Genomic DNA, 14,679 nt, shown 5'->3' with positions numbered 1-14,679 from the left:
GTGAAGCCCGCCACGGGGCGCTGCGCCGGGCGAAGGCGCGCGCCCCGTTCGCTTTTCCTGCCCGGGTCGTCGGCGCGGGCACGGGCGAACAGCCATAATCGGCTTTGCTTCCAACTTCCTCTCGTGCGCATCGCAAGGATCGACTTCATGAGCTCCCTGGATATCCAGAACTTGGGCATGGTGCCCATCGTCATCGAACAGTCCGGCCGCGGCGAGCGCGCCTACGACATCTACAGCCGCCTGCTGCGCGAGCGTGTGATCTTCCTGGTCGGGCCGGTGAACGACCAAACCGCCAACCTGGTGGTGGCCCAACTGCTATTTCTGGAAAGCGAGAACCCGGACAAGGACATTTCGCTGTACATCAACTCTCCCGGCGGCAGCGTGAGTGCCGGCATGTCGATCTACGACACCATGCAGTTCATCAAGCCGGACGTGTCCACGCTGTGCATGGGCATGGCCGCCAGCATGGGCGCGTTCTTGCTGGCTGCCGGCGCCAAGGGCAAGCGCTTTGCGCTGCCGAACTCGAAAATCATGATCCACCAGCCCTTGGGCGGCGCCCAGGGACAGGCCTCGGACATCGAGATCCACGCCCGGGAAATCCTCAAAACGCGCGATCAACTCAACCGCATCCTGTCCGAGCGGACCGGCCAGCCCCTGGAGAAGATCCAGGCCGACACCGAGCGGGACTATTTCATGGGGGCCCCGGAAGCGCAGGCCTATGGCCTGATCGACCGCGTGCTCGAGCGCCGCGAGTAGGACCGAACGCTCAGGGCCGTGCCTGCCGTGGACGGTCCAAAAAACAGGACAGTAAACGGGGCCTTTCCTTTGACCCGGGCCCCGTTTTCTTTTGACTTATCATCTTCGACAAGCACCCTCTCAGCCGAGTCCCGAACCATGCCCGAGAAAAAAGGCTCTTCCAGCGAGAAAGTCTTGTATTGCTCCTTTTGCGGCAAGAGCCAGCACGAGGTGAAGAAGCTCATTGCCGGGCCGTCGGTGTTCATTTGCGACGAGTGCATCGACCTGTGCAATGACATCATCCGCGACGAGGTGCCGGCCGAGTCCGCAGAAGGCCGCACGGCCCGCTCCGACCTGCCCACCCCGGCCGAGATCAAGGCCAGCCTCGATCAATACGTGATCGGGCAGGAGACGGCCAAGCGCATTTTGTCGGTGGCGGTCTACAACCACTACAAGCGCCTCAAACACATGAGCGCTCAGGCGGGCAAGAAGGATGATGTCGAGTTGGCCAAGAGCAACATCCTGCTCATCGGCCCGACCGGCTCGGGTAAAACCCTGCTGGCCCAGACCTTGGCGCGGTTGCTCAACGTGCCCTTCGTGATTGCCGATGCCACCACGCTGACCGAGGCGGGCTACGTGGGCGAGGACGTCGAGAACATCATTCAGAAGCTGCTGCAAAACTGCAACTACGACGTCGAACGCGCGCAGCGCGGCATCGTCTACATCGACGAGATCGACAAGATCTCGCGCAAGGCCGACAACCCCTCGATCACGCGCGACGTCTCTGGCGAAGGAGTGCAGCAGGCGCTGCTCAAGCTGATCGAAGGTACCATGGCCTCCGTGCCACCTCAGGGGGGGCGCAAGCATCCCAACCAGGATTTTTTGCAGATCGACACGACCAACATCCTGTTCATCTGCGGTGGGGCTTTCGATGGGCTGGAGAAAATCATCCAAAACCGATCGGAGAAGTCCGGTATCGGCTTTGCCGCTTCGGTCAAGAGCAAGTCCGAGCGCAGGCTGTCGGACGTGTTCCGCGATGTCGAGCCGGAGGACTTGATCAAGTTCGGCCTGATCCCTGAATTGGTGGGCCGTCTGCCGGTGGTGGCCACCTTGGGCGAATTGACCGAGGACGCGCTGGTGCAGATCTTGACCGAGCCCAAAAACGCCCTGGTCAAGCAGTATCAGAAACTCTTTGCCATGGACGGTGTCGAACTGGAAGTCCGTCCTTCGGCATTGGTGTCCATCGCCCGCAAGGCCCTGGCGCGCAAGACCGGTGCCCGTGGTTTGCGTTCGATCATGGAACAGGCCCTGATCGACACCATGTTCGACCTGCCTGCCTTGGACGGTGTGGCCAAGGTGGTGGTGGACGAACACACCATCGAAGAAAACACCAAGCCCCTGCTGGTCTATCGCGAGCAGGCCAAGGCCAGCGCCTGAGGGCAAGGGGGCGCCTGTTGCCCCAGGCGCGCCCGTCTTGCAATTGAACTCTCGAGCCCCACATCCGGCTTGAGAAAGAGAGGTCTGTGATGTCTGGACATCCCGTTTTACCCGCCGATCCCATCGAGCTGCCCCTGCTGCCGTTGCGTGACGTCGTGGTTTTCCCCCACATGGTCATCCCGCTGTTCGTGGGGCGACCCAAATCGATCAAAGCGCTGGAATCGGCCATGGAGGCTGGCCGTCAGATCATGCTCGTGGCTCAGAAGGCCGCAGGCAAAGACGAGCCCCGACCGGATGACATGTTCTCCGTGGGGTGCGTGTCCAGCATCCTGCAGATGCTCAAGTTGCCCGATGGCACCGTGAAGGTGCTGGTCGAAGGGTTGCAGCGGGCCACCACCGACCGCATCGATGACCGCGGTGATCATTTCGTTGCGGTGGTGCGTCCAGTGCCGCCCGAGACCGAGAGCTCTGCGGAGATCGAGGCCTTGCGCCGCGCCGTCACCCAGCAGTTTGACCAGTACGTCAAACTCAACAAGAAGATTCCGCCCGAAATTCTCACCTCGATCGCCGGGATCGACGATGCCGGGCGCCTGGCCGACACGATCGCCGCCCATTTGCCGCTGAAGTTGGAGAACAAGCAGGCCGTGCTCGACCTGTTCTCGGTGGCCAAGCGCCTGGAGCGCCTGCTCGAGCAGCTCGAGCATGAGGTCGATATCCTGCAGGTGGAAAAGCGCATTCGTGGCCGCGTCAAGCGTCAGATGGAGAAGAGCCAGCGCGAGTACTACCTGAACGAACAAGTCAAGGCCATCCAGAAAGAGCTGGGCGAGGGTGAGGAAGGCGCCGACCTCGAGGAACTCGAAAAACGCATCAAGGCCGCGCGCATGCCCAAGGAGGCGCGCAAGAAAGCCGAGAGCGAGCTGAAGAAACTGCGGCTGATGTCGCCGATGTCGGCCGAGGCCACGGTGGTGCGCAATTACATCGACACCCTGGTCAACCTGCCGTGGAGCAAGAAGACCAAGATCAAGCATGACCTGCTGCACGCCGAGGAAGTGCTCAACCAGGACCACTATGGCCTGGACAAGGTCAAAGAGCGCATTCTCGAGTACCTGGCCGTCCAGCAGCGTGTGGACAAGGTCAAGGCGCCCATTTTGTGTCTGGTGGGCCCCCCGGGCGTCGGCAAGACCTCGCTAGGGCAGTCCGTGGCGCGTGCCACCGGGCGTAAATTCGTGCGCATGGCCCTGGGGGGCGTGCGTGACGAGGCCGAAATCCGCGGCCACCGCCGCACCTATATCGGCTCGATGCCGGGCAAGGTGCTGCAGAGTCTGACCAAGGTGGGGGTGCGCAACCCGCTGTTCCTGCTCGACGAGATCGACAAGCTGGGCATGGATTTCCGTGGGGACCCGTCGTCGGCGCTGTTGGAGGTGCTCGACCCCGAGCAGAACCATACCTTCAGCGATCACTACGTCGAGGTCGACTTCGACTTGTCCGATGTGATGTTCGTGGCGACGTCCAACTCGCTGAACATCCCGCCGGCGTTGCTCGACCGCATGGAGGTGATCCGCCTGTCTGGCTACACCGAGGACGAGAAGGTCAATATCGCGCAGCGCTATTTGTTGCCCAAGCAGTGCAAGAACAACGGTGTGAAGGACGATGAGCTCGAGGTGACCGAGTCGGCCATCCGAGGGATCATCCGCTACTACACCCGTGAGGCCGGAGTGCGGTCGCTCGAGCGTGAAATCTCCAAGATTTGCCGCAAGGTGGTCAAAGGCCAGGCGCTCAAAAAGTATCAGGGCAAGGTCGTCGTCACGGAGGACAACCTCAACGAGTTTCTCGGTGTGCGTAAGTTCCAGTATGGCCGCGCCGAACAAGAGAACCAGGTGGGCCAGGTCATGGGCTTGGCGTGGACCGAGGTCGGTGGTGATCTCTTGACCATCGAAGCGGCGGTGATGCCCGGCAAAGGCAACACGATCCGTACCGGTCAGCTCGGCGAAGTGATGAAAGAGTCGGTCGAGGCGGCGCGTTCGGTGGTGCGCTCGCGTGCCCGGCGCCTGGGGATCAAGGACGAAATGTTCGAGAAGCGCGACATCCACATCCATGTGCCCGATGGCGCGACCCCGAAAGATGGTCCGAGTGCGGGTATTGCCATGACCACCGCCATGGTGTCGGCCCTGACGGGCATTCCCGTGCGGGCGGATGTGGCGATGACGGGTGAGATCACCTTGCGCGGCGAGGTCACGGCCATCGGTGGCCTGAAGGAGAAGCTGCTTGCAGCCCATCGAGGTGGCATCAAGACCGTGCTCATCCCCGAAGAGAATGTCAAGGACTTGCAGGAAATCCCTGAGAACGTGAAGAGCCAGCTCGAGATCATTCCGGTGAAGTGGATCGACAAGGTGCTGGAGACGGCGCTGGTGACCAAGCCCGTGCCGCTGCCCGAGGAGGATGCGGTCAAGGTCGAGGCCGCCAAGGAGTCCCCGGTGGCTGGCAGCAGTGCCGACGTCCTCACGCATTGAGGGGGGGCAGGCCGCGTGCTCGGCATGAATGACAGAGGGCTTGCACAACGAAAAAAAATTCGCCTATAATGCGAGCTTCTGCGAAACGCTAAAGACTTCGAAAACAAAAGTCAGTAGCGAATCGACGGAGCCCATGCGGGAGTAGCTCAGTTGGTAGAGCGCAACCTTGCCAAGGTTGAGGTCGCGAGTTCGAGACTCGTCTCCCGCTCCAGATGCTGAAAGGGAAGCTTCTTCAGATCTCCTGGATCCAAGCAGCTTCCCTTTTTCATTGGTAGCATTCGTTGCCAGTGAGAGGCTTTGGCGGCTCGTGCCTTTGGCGAGTCGTCGCAGCCTTCCCCCAGGGCGGGGTAGCAAAGTGGTTATGCAGCGGCCTGCAAAGCCGTGTACGCCGGTTCGATTCCGGCCTCCGCCTCCATCTTCTCTTTCCCCACGTTCTCTTCTCAGGGCTCGAGTTTGGCGCGGGCTCCTGCGGTCAGCATCGGCCGTGGCATGGCCTGCCCCCATGCTTGAGGGTTTGTCGCAATTTGTAGCGATTGTGATGTAGGGCTTTCAGTATCCTGCGCGTCTCGTGGCTGCAACCTGAACCTCGTGCATGGACCCACGTCTGATTGAACCTTTGTCTCTGGAGCAACCCTGCGGCGAAGACCTTTCGTTTTCGGGTGAATTCGATGCCATCCGCGAAATGCGGCGCGAAGACGATCCCAGTCTCGATCAGGGGGCCTGGGTCACGGCCTTGAAGGTGGCCGACTGGCCGGGGGTGGAAGCCTTGTGTGCCAAGCTATTGGCCGAGCGCAGCAAAGATTTGCGTTTGGCAATGTGGTGGACGGAGGCCGCGGCCATGCAGCGCGGCTATGCGGGGCTGGCAGAGGGGCTGCACTTGTGTGTTGCGCTGTGCGAGCGTCACTGGGACCATCTGCATCCACTGCCCGAGGATGGCGACGCGACGCAACGCATCGGGAACCTGGCCTGGCTGCTGCATCGCATCGTCGGCCTGGCCCAAGATCTGCCGATCACGTCCGCTCGTCACAGCTTGCGTGATTGGGCGGCGGCGCGGCAGCTCCAGCAGCAGATGGAGCGCCATCCCGACGCAGCGGCTGAACTGGCCGAGGGGCGGCTGACGATGGATCAGTTGCAGCGTGCCATCCGCGAGACACCGACGCCGCAATTGCTGGCCGTCGAGTCGGCCGTGCGAGCATGCCAAGACCAACTGGCGGCGCTGCAGGCGTTGTGCGACGATCGCCTGGGCGAGGAGGGCCCGAGCTTTGCTGCGGCGCGTGAAGCCTTGGATGCCGCCGCCCATGAGATCGGCCGGCTGTGCAAGAGCGCTGGGGTGTCGGCCGACCGTCCGCCGGAGGCGGCGAGCGATCAACCCCTGCCAGCGCACCCGGCGCAGGATGCGCCCCGGATGGCTCCTGTTGCGGCGCCGCTCAGCCGCGAACAGGCCTTGCGGCAACTGCGTGAGGTGGCGGCTTTTTTTCGACGCACCGAGCCCCACAGCCCGGTGGCCTACTTGGCCGAGAAGGCAGCGCGCTGGGGAGAGATGTCCCTGCATCAGTGGCTGCAAGTGGTGTTGAAGGATCCGGGCACGCTGGCCCATGTCGATGAACTGCTGGGCGTGACCCGGGAGCCGCCCGTGGCTTGAGCGGCCCGGTCCATCCCGCAAGAGAGGCCAGCTGGCCGGGGCCGACCGGCAGAGGCTAGTGCGCCATGATCGCGCGATTCACTGCGCCGGACGCTCCCCCGGCGGTGGCGCATTGCGCGGCGTATGGCGGCAGACGGCGTGTGTGACCCTCGGGTGACCGTTTTGTGACGGTATCTCGCCGGAAAACGGCACAATGGTTGTCATCAAGATGTCACAGAACCGGCCTACAGTGCGCCCGGTGCTGTGGACTGGCTTGTTCCAACCTTCATCGACACGTGCTCTCATGAAGTCTTCCTTGTTCCGACTGACCTTGGCTGCCGTCGCGCTTGCGGGCGGGGTGGCTTCGGTGCATGCCCAAGATGTGACCGGTGCTGGCGCTACATTTCCCGCGCCGATCTATGCCAAATGGTCTGATGCCTATCACAAAGCCACCGGGGTGCGCATCAACTATCAATCGGTGGGCTCTGGGGCCGGGATCCGTCAGATCACGGCCAAGACGGTGGACTTCGGGGCTTCGGACATGCCTCTGAAGGACGAGGAGCTGAACAAAATCGGCTTGATTCAGTTCCCGTCGGTGATTGGTGGCGTGGTGCCCGTGGTGAACATTCGCGGCATCCAGCCCGGCCAGATTCGCATGACCGGACAGGTGTTGGGCGATATTTACCTGGGCAAGATCACCAAGTGGAACGACCCGGCCCTGACCGCGCTGAACCCGGGCGTGCCGCTGCCCGATGCCCAGATCGCCGTGGTTCGACGTGCCGACGGTTCCGGGACGACCTTCATCTTCACGAACTACCTGTCCAAGGTGAACGCTCAGTGGAAAGCCCAAGTGGGCGAGGGCACTGCCGTGAATTGGCCCACGGGTGCCGGGGGCAAGGGCAACGAAGGGGTGTCGGCGTTCGTCCAACGTCTGCCCAACTCCATCGGTTATGTGGAATACGCCTATGCCAAGCAGAACCGCATGGCGCATGTCCTGATGCGCAACCGCGATGGCCAGTTCGTCGCGCCGGATGAATCCAATTTCAAAGCGGCGGCAGCCGGTGCGCAGTGGGACAAAACGTTTTATCAGATCCTGACCGATCAGCCGGGCAAGGACGCTTGGCCGATCACCGGCGCCAGTTTCATCCTGATGTACAAGGTGCAGGACAAACCACAGCAAGGCGCCCATGCGCTGAAGTTTTTCGACTGGGCGTTCAAGAGCGGCGATGCCATGGCTTCCAGCTTGGCCTATGTGCCGCTGCCGGAGTCGGTCAAGCAGTTGATTCGTGCTCACTGGGCGCGTGACATCAAAGACGCCTCGGGCAAGCCGGTTTTTGCCAACTGACTCCGGGGCTTGGGGGCATCGACTCCCTCTGCACCATGGGGGTCGGTGCGCCGGCGGTGTCGTCATCGATGGGGGCCTTGCGCCCCCTTTGCATGTGGATCCCTGCGTGATTCGGAGGACTTGTGGCCGCTACACTTCCAGCTGCTTCCTTGGACCAGACCCCAAAGATGGAACATTCTCATCCCGTGGGAGGACCGCCCGTCGTGCGGCGCTCCTCTCCTTGGGCCGACAAGCTTTTTTCCATGCTCACCCATGGAGCGGCTCTGGCGACGCTGGGGATGCTCGTGGGCATCATCGTGTCGCTGTTCATCGGTGCGGCTCCTGCCATCGAGAAGTACGGGCTGAGCTTTCTGTGGCGCAGCCAGTGGGATCCGGTGGAGGAGAACTTCGGCGGCCTGGTGATGATTTACGGAACGCTGATGACGTCGTTCATCGCGCTGGTGATCGCGGTGCCGGTGAGCTTCGGGATTGCGCTGTTTCTCACCGAGTTGTCCCCGCGCTGGCTCAAGCGGCCTTTGGGCACGGCCATCGAATTGCTGGCGGCGGTGCCTTCCATCGTGTATGGCATGTGGGGGTTGCTGGTGTTCGGCCCGCTGTTGGCCAACTATGTGCAGCAACCCTTGCAGCGGGCCTTCGGGGACGTGCCCTATCTGGGAACGTTGGTGTCCGGGCCGCCCGTGGGCATCGGTATTTTGTCGGCCGGCATCATCCTGGCCATCATGATCATCCCTTTCATCACGGCGGTGATGCGTGACGTGTTCGAGGTCACGCCGGCCATGCTCAAGGAGTCGGCCTATGGTTTGGGGTCGACCACATGGGAGGTGGTTTGGAAAGTGGTGCTGCCTTACACCAAAACCGGCGTGATCGGGGGCATCATGCTCGGGCTTGGGCGCGCGCTGGGCGAGACCATGGCCGTGACCTTCGTGATCGGCAACTTCAATCAACTCAGTTCGCTGTCGCTGTTCGAAGCGGCCAATAGCATCACCTCGGCGCTGGCCAACGAGTTCGCCGAAGCCTCTGCTGGCTTGCATCAGGCGTCGCTCATCTATTTGGGCCTGGTGCTCTTTTTGATCACCTTCGTGGTGTTGGCATTGTCCAAGATCTTGCTGATGCAACTGAAGAAGAACGAGGGAGCGCGCTCATGAGCCTGGCAAGTTTCGATCCCGGTCGTCTGGCCATGCACCGCCGTCGCAAGCGGGTCAATGCCGTGGCACTGACGCTGTCGCTTTGCGCCATGGCCTTCGGTTTGGTGTGGCTCGTGTGGATCTTGGTGGAAACCATTCGCCTGGGGATCGGCGGCCTGGCGCTGTCGGTGTTCACCGAAATGACCCCGCCGCCGCAAGCAGAAACCGGGGGCTTGGCCAATGCCATCTTTGGTTCGATCGTCATGGTGACGCTGGCCACTGCCATGGGCACGCCCATCGGGGTGCTGGCTGGCATTTATTTGGCCGAGTATGGTCAGCGCAGCTGGTTGGGGTCGATCACGCGCTTCATCAACGACATTTTGCTGTCTGCGCCTTCCATCGTGATCGGCTTGTTCATCTACGCCGTGGTGGTGGCGCGGGTGAAGTCGTTTTCCGCATGGGCCGGGATTTTGGCGCTGGCGCTGATCGTGATCCCGGTGGTGATCCGCACGACCGAAAACATGTTGGTGCTGGTTCCCAATTCATTGCGAGAGGCGGCCTATGCTTTGGGAGCGCCGAAGTGGAAAGTGATCTTGAGCGTGACGCTCAAGGCATCGGGCGCTGGTGTCATCACCGGCGTGTTGCTGGCGTTGGCTCGTATCGCGGGTGAGACGGCGCCCCTGTTGTTTACCGCTTTGTCCAACCAGTTCTGGACCTCCGATCTGTCACAGCCGATGGCAAGCCTGCCGGTGACCATTTTCAAGTTCGCCATGAGCCCCTACGAGAACTGGCAGAAGCTGGCTTGGACCGGTGTGTTCCTCATCACGCTGGGCGTGCTGGTGCTGAACATCACCGCGCGCGTGTTGTTCCGCAACAAACACTGATTTCCCCAAGAGGCATCCCTGATGGACGCGAAAGTCGATGTGCCCGTGGCCGAGAAGATCAAGCTCTCGGTGCGCAACCTCAACTTTTATTACGGCAACTTCCACGCTCTGAAGGACATCAATCTCGAGATTCCGGAAAAGCGGGTCACGGCCTTCATCGGCCCGTCGGGCTGCGGCAAATCCACGCTGTTGCGGACCTTCAATCGCATGTTCGAGCTCTATCCCGAACAGCGCGCGGAAGGCCAGATTCTGCTGGACGGTGAGGACATTTTGCGTTCCAAGCTGGATGTCTCGCTCATTCGGGCGAAGATCGGCATGGTGTTCCAAAAGCCCACCCCGTTTCCGATGTCGATCTACGACAACATCGCCTTCGGTGTGCGGCTGTTCGAGAACCTGCCGCGTGTGGAAATGGACGAACGCGTGGAGTGGGCGCTGCGCAAGGCAGCCCTGTGGAATGAAGTCAAGGACAAGCTCGACCAGAGTGGGGCCGGGTTGTCCGGGGGGCAGCAGCAGCGCCTGTGCATCGCCCGCGGTATTGCCATCAAACCGGAGGTGTTGCTGCTTGACGAGCCTTGTTCGGCACTGGACCCTATCTCCACCGGCAAGATCGAGGAGCTGATTCATGAGCTCAAGAACGATTACACGGTGATCATCGTGACGCACAACATGCAGCAGGCGGCAAGGGTGTCCGATTACACCGCCTACATGTACCTGGGCACGCTGGTCGAGTTCGGTGCAACGACCGAACTCTTCATGAAGCCCAAGCAGAAGGACACCGAGGACTACATCACTGGTCGTTTCGGGTGATGCGGTGGGCGCGGCAGCGCGCGCCCGCGCCAGTCCAGACTTCCCCCGACACGCGTTTGCCCCTGGGCCATAGGAGATCCGCATGACTGACAAACATCTGTCCACCCAATTCGATGCCGAGCTGTCCGGTATTTCCACCCGCGTGCTGGAGATGGGCGGGCTGGTCGAGTCGCAGGTGGCGCAAGCCATTTATGCGCTGTCCAACTTCAGTGGTGATGCGGCCACCGAGGTGATCGCACAGGAGGAGCGCGTCAACCAGATGGAGGTCGAGATCGACCGCGACTTGTCGACCATCATTGCCCGTCGGCAACCGACCGCGCGCGATCTGCGCTTGCTGATTGCGATTTCCAAGACCATCGGCAATCTCGAGCGTGTGGGTGACGAGGCAGCACGCATTGCTCGCACCGTCCAACGACTCATCAACACGGGGGTGTTCAGCCGCCTGCGCTTACCCGTCAATGACGTGTCTTTCGAAGCCTCGCTGGCGACCACCCAGTTGCGCAAAACGCTCGATGCGTTTGCGCGGCTGGACGTGAACCAGGCGCTGGAAGTCATCAAGCAGGACAATCAGATCGATCAGGAATTCGATGGCCTGATGCGCAAGCTCATCACCTACATGATGGAAGACCCGCGCACGATTTCGGCCAGCATCGACTTGGTGTTCGTGGCCAAGGCGATCGAGCGTGTGGGCGATCATGCCAAGAACCTGGCTGAGCAGATCATCTACATCGTCAAGGGCACCGACGTGCGGCACGCCTCGATGGAGAGCGTCGAGTCGGCGGTACGCTGAAGGAGGGGTGGCCGCATGAGCCGAGTGCTCGTCGTCGAAGATGAGAATGCGATCGCCGAGTTGGTCTCGCTGAACCTGCGTCACGCAGGTTATGAGGTCACGGTCGTGGCGGATGCCACTCAGGCTCAGGCCGAAGTGGATCGCATCCTGCCCGACCTGATCCTGCTGGACTGGATGCTTCCGGGGCAATCCGGCTTGGACTTGGCCAAGCGCTGGCGTGCCGAGCCTCGGACGAAGGACGTTCCCATCATCATGTTGACGGCGCGCGGCGACGAACCCGATCGGGTGGCCGGCCTCGATGCCGGCGCGGACGACTATTTGACCAAGCCGTTTTCCACCAACGAGTTGATGGCGCGCATTCGCGCGGTCTTGCGGCGCAAGGCGCCCGAGGCGCTGGATGCGGCGGTGGAAGTCGGCGGCCTGCGGCTGGACCCCAGCACGCGCCGCGTCACACACGGGGGACGGGAAGTGAAGTTGGGTCCGACGGAGTTTCGCCTGCTGCACTTTTTCATGACGCACCCGCAGCGCGTGCACAGCCGTGCGCAGTTGCTCGATCGTGTCTGGGGTGATCATGTGTTCATCGAAGAGCGCACCGTGGATGTCCATGTCAAGCGCTTGCGTGAGGCCTTGGCGCCGGTGCAGTGTTCACAGTTGATCGAGACGGTGCGCGGCGCGGGCTATCGCCTCGCGCAGCATCTGCCGCCCCCCACGACCTGAGTGCTGCCGAGCATGAACTGGTTGTTTCCTCGGGCTTTCGCTGGCATTGCCGTGGTTTTGGCGGGGGCCGTTGCGGGCTATGGGGTCGGGCGGATGCTGGAGTCCGCGCTGCTGATGGGGCTGTTGGGCGCCTGCGGGGCCGCGGCGATGTTGATCCTCCTCGATACGCTGAGAGGCCATCGGCTGCTGCGCTGGCTGCGTGAAGACCAGCAGGGTGCTGCCCCGCGAGATGCCGGGCTTTGGGGCGAGCTCGGCTATCGAATCGAGCGTGCTTTGCGCAAGCGCGAGCAGCAGGTGCAGCACGAGCAGACGCGTTTGACGCAGTTCCTCTCGGCCATCGAAGCTTCGCCCAATGGCGTGATGATGCTCGACGCGGAGGATCATATCCAGTGGTGCAACCGTGTGGCGGCCGAGCATTTCGGGCTCGACCCTCAGCGTGACTTGCAGCAGCGCGTGACCAACCTCGTGCGTGCACCGGCTTTCGTGGCTTATCTCCAGGAGGGGGAGTTCAAAGGCTCCATTCAGTTTCCTGGCGCGCGCGCGGGGGTGAGCTTGTCGGTGACGGTACGCCCGTACGGAGAGGGCATGAAGCTGGTGCTGTCGCAAGACATTACCGAGCGTGAGCGGGCCGAGAGAATGCGGCGTGATTTCGTGGCCAATGTCTCCCATGAGATCCGCACACCTCTGACGGTGTTGGCGGGCTTCATCGAGACCTTGACCAACCTGCCGTTGACGGACGCCGAGCGCACGCGCGTACTCGGGCTGATGGCGCAGCAGACCGAACGCATGCAGACGCTGGTCAGCGATTTGCTGACCCTGGCCCGCCTCGAAGGCGGGCCCCGGCCCCCGACCGATGTCTGGTGTGATGTGGGACGGCTGATGCTCCAGGCCGAGCAGGATGCGCACAACCTGTCGCGTGGGCGTCACCACCTCAGTTTCCGTGTGGAGCAGCCTGCTCGGGTGGCCGGTGTCGAAAGTGAATACTTCAGTGCGTTGAGCAATCTGGTGAGCAATGCCATCCGCTACACCCCCGAGGGCGGCAGCATCGATGTGGTCTGGCGTGTGCGTGCGGACGGCAGCGGTGAGTTCCTCGTGCAAGACACCGGTATCGGCATCGACAAAGAACATCTGCCGCGTTTGGCCGAACGGTTCTACCGCGTCGATGGCAGCCGTTCGCGGGAAACGGGGGGCACCGGTTTGGGGTTGTCCATCGTGAAGCACGTCATGCAGCGCCACGGCGGAGAGCTCGACATGCGCAGCGAACCGGGCAAGGGCTCTCAGTTCAGACTCATCGTGCCGCCATTGCGTGTGGCGCCTGTCGCGCCGGCGCAGGACGATGTCATGGCCTCGCCAGTGGCTGCGCCGTCTGCATGAAGCCGCGGCCAAGCCGTCGGTACATCAGCAGCAGGAGGGTGGCCACCAGGGCGAGGGCGGCGAGATTGGCGGCCCAAAAACCGCTGGCACCGTGCAAGGCGCGGGGGATGTGGCCCCCGAAGTTGAAGCCGAGCACCCATCCTCCGGCCAAGCCGATGCCCCACAGTGACACCACGTAAGCCACCGCAGGCGCCGCGGCAATACGAAAGGAACGCAGGGCAAACGCTGTCGTGACCTGCGCCGCATCGAAAATCTGGTAGATGGCGATGAAGACGAACAGCTGCAGTGCGATGGTTCGCACGGCGGGGTCCAGGCTGTAGGCCGAGACGATGGGGCCACGCAGGACGAACAGGCCCAAGCCCAGGCCCACCGACAGGCCCACGGCCATGCCGATGCCTTGAGAGCCGGCGTGCCAGGCGCCTTGGGCATTGCCGGCACCACGTAACTGGGCCACTTGGGCCCCCGTGGCCACCGCGATGGACAAAGGCAGCATATAGGCCACCGAGGCCAGGTTGGCCACGATCTGATGCCCGGCCAAGGCGGTCGTGCCGAAATGTGAGATGAAGACGGCCATCAAGGTGAAAGCCGTGACTTCGACGAAGTAGCTCGCTCCGGCGGGCAGACCCAGGCGCAGCAGCTCTTTCTGGTCTGACCAACGGGGCCCTTCCCAGTCGTGCCAAAGCCTGAAGGGGGCGTAGATCGGCAGTCGCCACAGCATCACCCAGGCCACGAGGAGTTGCAGCGCCAGGACCAACAACGTGGCTAGCGCGCAGCCCTTCACGCCCAGTGCCGGGACGGCGCCGCCGCCGAACACCAGCCAGGCGTTGAGCGGCAACTTGAGCGCCAGGCCGCCCAGTTGCAGCATGGTCACCAGCAGGGGGCGGGACATGCCCTGGTTCAGCGCGCTGTAGCAGCGCAGCAGCAGTGCCAGCGGCAGGCCCCAACCGAGCCAAAACAGGTACTCGCGCGTGCGCTGAGCCACTTCTGGCGTGATGTCGGTCAGCGCCAGCAGCGCATCGGGAAAGAACATCAGCAGCATGGCGGGCACGGCCAGCCCCAAGGCCAGCCACACGCCTTGTTGAAAAGCGCGTCCCACCAGGCGAGGATGGCCGCTGCCGTGATGCTGGCCCACCACGGGGATCAAGGCCTGCACGACGCCGGTCAGCCCGATGAAGATGCTGATGTAAAAAGCCGCGCCGACGGACAGCGCGGCCAGGTCCTCGCTCGACGCGCGCCCGGCCATCAGGGTATCGGCCACACCGAAGCCGATGGTGGCGAGTTGACCGATCAAAATGGAGCTCGCATCGCGGGCGATGGATCGCCAGGCGGCCATTT

12 protein-coding genes and 2 tRNA genes are annotated in these 14,679 nt (G+C 62.5%); 13 read left to right on the top strand and 1 reads right to left on the bottom strand.

Annotated features, from left to right (window positions below; genetic code table 11):
* Window positions 1-147: 147 nt before the first annotated feature.
* The 13 genes from clpP to phoR all read left to right on the top strand — a co-directional run bounded on the left by clpP (window position 148) and on the right by phoR (window position 13,344).
* A complete protein-coding gene (gene clpP, locus F615_RS0106165; RefSeq protein WP_019560302.1) occupies window positions 148-756 on the top strand; it encodes an ATP-dependent Clp endopeptidase proteolytic subunit ClpP in 609 nt (202 codons plus the stop codon).
* A gap of 138 nt (window positions 757-894) precedes the next feature.
* A complete protein-coding gene (gene clpX / locus F615_RS0106160) occupies window positions 895-2,172 on the top strand; it encodes an ATP-dependent Clp protease ATP-binding subunit ClpX (RefSeq protein WP_019560301.1) in 1,278 nt (425 codons plus the stop codon).
* Window positions 2,173-2,261: 89 nt separating this feature from the next.
* The gene (gene lon, locus F615_RS0106155) at window positions 2,262-4,682 is read left to right on the top strand and encodes an endopeptidase La (RefSeq protein WP_019560300.1); all 2,421 of its coding nucleotides are present in this window, start codon (window positions 2,262-2,264) and stop codon (window positions 4,680-4,682) included.
* 135 nt (window positions 4,683-4,817) lie between these two features.
* Window positions 4,818-4,893, top strand: a tRNA-Gly gene (locus tag F615_RS0106150).
* Between the two features lie 130 nt (window positions 4,894-5,023).
* Window positions 5,024-5,097, top strand: a tRNA-Cys gene (locus F615_RS0106145).
* A 177-nt stretch (window positions 5,098-5,274) separates the two neighbouring features.
* A complete protein-coding gene (gene tssA, locus F615_RS0106140) occupies window positions 5,275-6,324 on the top strand; it encodes a type VI secretion system protein TssA (RefSeq protein WP_019560299.1) in 1,050 nt (349 codons plus the stop codon).
* 283 nt (window positions 6,325-6,607) lie between these two features.
* Window positions 6,608-7,648, top strand: coding sequence for a phosphate ABC transporter substrate-binding protein PstS (gene pstS, locus F615_RS0106135; protein ID WP_019560298.1), 1,041 nt, complete (start codon window positions 6,608-6,610; stop codon window positions 7,646-7,648).
* 167 nt (window positions 7,649-7,815) lie between these two features.
* Entirely contained in the window at window positions 7,816-8,793 is a 978-nt protein-coding gene (pstC, locus tag F615_RS0106130; protein ID WP_051090196.1) for a phosphate ABC transporter permease PstC, read from the top strand.
* Window positions 8,790-9,656: a phosphate ABC transporter permease PstA gene (pstA, locus tag F615_RS0106125; RefSeq protein ID WP_019560296.1), complete on the top strand. Its 867-nt coding sequence runs from the start codon at window positions 8,790-8,792 to the stop codon at window positions 9,654-9,656. The genes pstC and pstA overlap by 4 nt, the downstream gene beginning before the upstream one ends.
* Window positions 9,657-9,677: 21 nt before the next feature.
* Window positions 9,678-10,463, top strand: coding sequence for a phosphate ABC transporter ATP-binding protein PstB (gene pstB / locus F615_RS0106120; protein WP_019560295.1), 786 nt, complete (start codon window positions 9,678-9,680; stop codon window positions 10,461-10,463).
* A gap of 82 nt (window positions 10,464-10,545) precedes the next feature.
* Window positions 10,546-11,253: a phosphate signaling complex protein PhoU gene (phoU, locus tag F615_RS0106115; RefSeq protein ID WP_019560294.1), complete on the top strand. Its 708-nt coding sequence runs from the start codon at window positions 10,546-10,548 to the stop codon at window positions 11,251-11,253.
* A gap of 15 nt (window positions 11,254-11,268) precedes the next feature.
* Window positions 11,269-11,970, top strand: a complete 702-nt coding sequence (phoB, locus tag F615_RS0106110) for a phosphate regulon transcriptional regulator PhoB (protein ID WP_019560293.1) — start codon at window positions 11,269-11,271, stop codon at window positions 11,968-11,970.
* A 12-nt stretch (window positions 11,971-11,982) separates the two neighbouring features.
* Window positions 11,983-13,344: a phosphate regulon sensor histidine kinase PhoR gene (gene phoR, locus F615_RS0106105; RefSeq protein ID WP_019560292.1), complete on the top strand. Its 1,362-nt coding sequence runs from the start codon at window positions 11,983-11,985 to the stop codon at window positions 13,342-13,344.
* Here the strand turns inward: phoR and F615_RS0106100 are convergent.
* Window positions 13,310-14,677, bottom strand: coding sequence for an MATE family efflux transporter (locus F615_RS0106100; RefSeq protein WP_019560291.1), 1,368 nt, complete (start codon window positions 14,675-14,677; stop codon window positions 13,310-13,312). The two genes, phoR and F615_RS0106100, sit on opposite strands and share 35 nt — an antisense overlap.
* Window positions 14,678-14,679: the final 2 nt, after the last annotated feature.

Source organism: Caldimonas manganoxidans ATCC BAA-369, assembly GCF_000381125.1.
Lineage (GTDB): Bacteria > Pseudomonadota > Gammaproteobacteria > Burkholderiales > Burkholderiaceae_C > Caldimonas > Caldimonas manganoxidans.
Note: the sequence above shows the minus strand (reverse complement) of the source record. Positions and strands in the feature narration are given on the sequence as shown.

Coding starts and splice junctions, on each gene's coding strand:
- clpP (WP_019560302.1), top strand. CDS start 148: ATGAGCTCCCTGGATATCCAGAACTTGGGCATGGTGCCCATCGTCATC.
- clpX (WP_019560301.1), top strand. CDS start 895: ATGCCCGAGAAAAAAGGCTCTTCCAGCGAGAAAGTCTTGTATTGCTCC.
- lon (WP_019560300.1), top strand. CDS start 2,262: ATGTCTGGACATCCCGTTTTACCCGCCGATCCCATCGAGCTGCCCCTG.
- tssA (WP_019560299.1), top strand. CDS start 5,275: ATGGACCCACGTCTGATTGAACCTTTGTCTCTGGAGCAACCCTGCGGC.
- pstS (WP_019560298.1), top strand. CDS start 6,608: ATGAAGTCTTCCTTGTTCCGACTGACCTTGGCTGCCGTCGCGCTTGCG.
- pstC (WP_051090196.1), top strand. CDS start 7,816: ATGGAACATTCTCATCCCGTGGGAGGACCGCCCGTCGTGCGGCGCTCC.
- pstA (WP_019560296.1), top strand. CDS start 8,790: ATGAGCCTGGCAAGTTTCGATCCCGGTCGTCTGGCCATGCACCGCCGT.
- pstB (WP_019560295.1), top strand. CDS start 9,678: ATGGACGCGAAAGTCGATGTGCCCGTGGCCGAGAAGATCAAGCTCTCG.
- phoU (WP_019560294.1), top strand. CDS start 10,546: ATGACTGACAAACATCTGTCCACCCAATTCGATGCCGAGCTGTCCGGT.
- phoB (WP_019560293.1), top strand. CDS start 11,269: ATGAGCCGAGTGCTCGTCGTCGAAGATGAGAATGCGATCGCCGAGTTG.
- phoR (WP_019560292.1), top strand. CDS start 11,983: ATGAACTGGTTGTTTCCTCGGGCTTTCGCTGGCATTGCCGTGGTTTTG.
- F615_RS0106100 (WP_019560291.1), bottom strand. CDS start 14,677: ATGGCCGCCTGGCGATCCATCGCCCGCGATGCGAGCTCCATTTTGATC.